General features: G+C 32.5%; 3 protein-coding genes. All 3 read left to right on the top strand.

Annotated elements, in window-relative coordinates:
- Positions 1–10 precede the first annotated feature (10 nt).
- The 3 genes from HGG78_RS19325 to HGG78_RS18625 all read left to right on the top strand — a co-directional run bounded on the left by HGG78_RS19325 (position 11) and on the right by HGG78_RS18625 (position 2,129).
- On the top strand, positions 11–301 hold the full coding sequence (locus tag HGG78_RS19325) for a helix-turn-helix domain-containing protein (RefSeq protein ID WP_422108897.1): 291 nt from the start codon (positions 11–13) through the stop codon (positions 299–301).
- 60 nt (positions 302–361) lie between these two features.
- Positions 362–871 carry a hypothetical protein gene (locus HGG78_RS18630; RefSeq protein ID WP_172533801.1) on the top strand — a complete coding sequence of 170 codons (510 nt, stop codon included), beginning with the start codon at positions 362–364 and terminating at the stop codon, positions 869–871.
- 130 nt (positions 872–1,001) lie between these two features.
- Positions 1,002–2,129, top strand: a complete 1,128-nt coding sequence (locus tag HGG78_RS18625) for a flagellar hook-length control protein FliK (RefSeq protein WP_172533800.1) — start codon at positions 1,002–1,004, stop codon at positions 2,127–2,129.
- Positions 2,130–2,364: the final 235 nt, after the last annotated feature.

Here is a 2,364-nt window from a genome sequence, read left to right as displayed (position 1 = left end):
ACTTACATCTATTCATAATAAAGACATTAGAATTGCATACTCTTTAGTCGATCTGCACTGTCATCTGGAAAGGTGTGGAGTGCTTGACTGTCGAATTAAAATATCACAATCACTTTTGGCATCCTCTTCGAAGATTTCAAGACCTAAGTTGAATTTCGTACTTAAAAAATTTGAATCAGATAATTTAATTACAATTAGGCGGGGGGGGATAATAATTGATGATATGAATGGATTGAAAAATATCCTATTAAATTGCAACCTCATGTTCTTCGATCCACTAAAAGAGATCCGTTTGACTTAACTTATTATGTTTAGAACTACTTTATTAATCATTGTATTATCTATATTGAGTTTCAATTGTTTGTCTAAAGAGAATAATAATGTCGCCTTGGAAATATCCAGGTTAAAAAACCTTCTTTTGATAGATAAGCCCCCTGACTTTATCAAACAACTACCTAAAATTGTTAGTAGTTTGGATAGTAACGGCAATGGTCTACGTGATGATATAGAAATATACATTAGCCATCGGTTCCCCTTAGAACCTGGTCTAAGAGCATCTCTAATCCAAATGTCTAAGATAATTGAACGTATTTACACCGATGCAAAACAAAGTAGTGATTCTCGGCAAGTGACTCTATGGATAGAAGAAAACGCTGCATTGCGTTGCTTTAAAAGAAATGGATTTAATTATGATGATCTCAATTATTTGAAGTCTATTCTACTAGATAGTGATAATAAACGTCGTTCATATAATGAAGTGGTTAAATACCGAAGTTCTCTAGATCCTGCTTTAATTTTCATTGTGAAAAATGACTTGACTAGTTGTGATAGTATTATATTTGAGAATCAAGTATTTATTCAAAGCTTTTAATCTTGTTTATCTTTTGTTACCTATGTAACTGCAACTTTTCAAATAAGTGCTATTCTAAATTTTATGTAATATCAGAAATTGTGTGTATAAATTTAATATACATTTTATGTAGAGTAAGATTAAGGTTGTTATGAACGGTGTAGTTACAACTTATTCAAGTAATTTAGACATCAACGTTAAAACGGAATCAAGCGAAAGTTTTGTTTTTGATCAAGACAATCAGTTTTCTGACATACTAATGCTTGTTGGCAATGAATCTGAGATTGATGCGACTATTCAACCCCCAAATTCTATCTTTGAGCTATTAGAAGATATAGAAGATATAGAAGATATAGAAGATATAGAAGATATAGAAGATATAGAAGATATAGAAGATATTATTGCTAATTTTTCTTCGCTTAGTAACTTGGATAATGCGCGAAACATTCACTCTCCGGGACCAAGTTCTGGAGAGGTTATAGCCGAAGGTCGTAGGATCATCAACGATTTGAGAGAAGCTAGTAAATTACTCATAACCCCTCCCTTAATTCGACATTCGAATTCTGAACTTGAAAGCAAACAAGAAGAAATTAAAAATTTAATGACGAATAATACAGGTTCATATAACGCCAATCTTTCAATCGAAAAAATAAGCCATACCTATGATGATTTTATTGGTCAGCAAAATAAAGGCTTAGACGATGGGGAGCTGAACGATTTATTTCGGTCGATTAAAACAACTTTCGATGAAATGGTTGGGCCAAATCAACCTAACTCGAGTCTAGAATTAACGTCTTATTTAAGCCAGCAACGAGTCGGAGTTTTAGACTCGTCGACATTACTAACTAGGGGCTACAACACGAGTGAAGTAAGGGAAAGAGTAAATGAACAAATAATGGAAAAAATACAAGTTTCATTAGCAAAAAACTTAACGAATATAGATATTCGATTGGACCCACCAGAGTTAGGAAAGCTTAATATAAGGCTAACAGTCAATAACGACATTACCAGTTTAAATTTTACAGTATCAAGCCAAAATACCAAAGATTTGGTAGAGCAAACATTATATAAAATGAGAGATTTACTTATTCAGAGCGGGGTTAATTTAGGACAAACAACTGTTCAATACCAGTCTTCACCTAATAGTCACAATGGTTCTAGAGGTCACGATCGAGGTAATCGAGCAAGAAACTCTCCTGTAGAAGTTGATGAAGCAACTGAACTCGTTGAAATAAATCATGCTAAGATCGGAAGTGGGACAATTAACGATTACGCGTAACAGCGTTATAGGTTAATTTGTAGAGTTGGAAAATTTTTGGTGATTTTTATAACTATAATTATTCAATGAATAATTGTCTATCTATTAGACCATTGTAAGTAGGGAGGGATTTTTAATATATGGTATTTGAAATTATTCCTTACTGTTCACAATATGTTCTAATAGTATTAATTTTCGTACTGTTAATGTTATTTTTTCTAGTTTTGTTTGTTGTCATTGACTGGCCTTTATATAC

This window comes from Vibrio aestuarianus, assembly GCF_012395185.1.
Lineage (GTDB): Bacteria > Pseudomonadota > Gammaproteobacteria > Enterobacterales > Vibrionaceae > Vibrio > Vibrio aestuarianus.
Note: the sequence above shows the minus strand (reverse complement) of the source record. Positions and strands in the feature narration are given on the sequence as shown.

Bases quoted from the DNA above. Each gene is read 5' to 3' on its own strand.
- HGG78_RS18625 (WP_172533800.1), top strand. From the start codon at position 1,002: ATGAACGGTGTAGTTACAACTTATTCAAGTAATTTAGACATCAACGTT.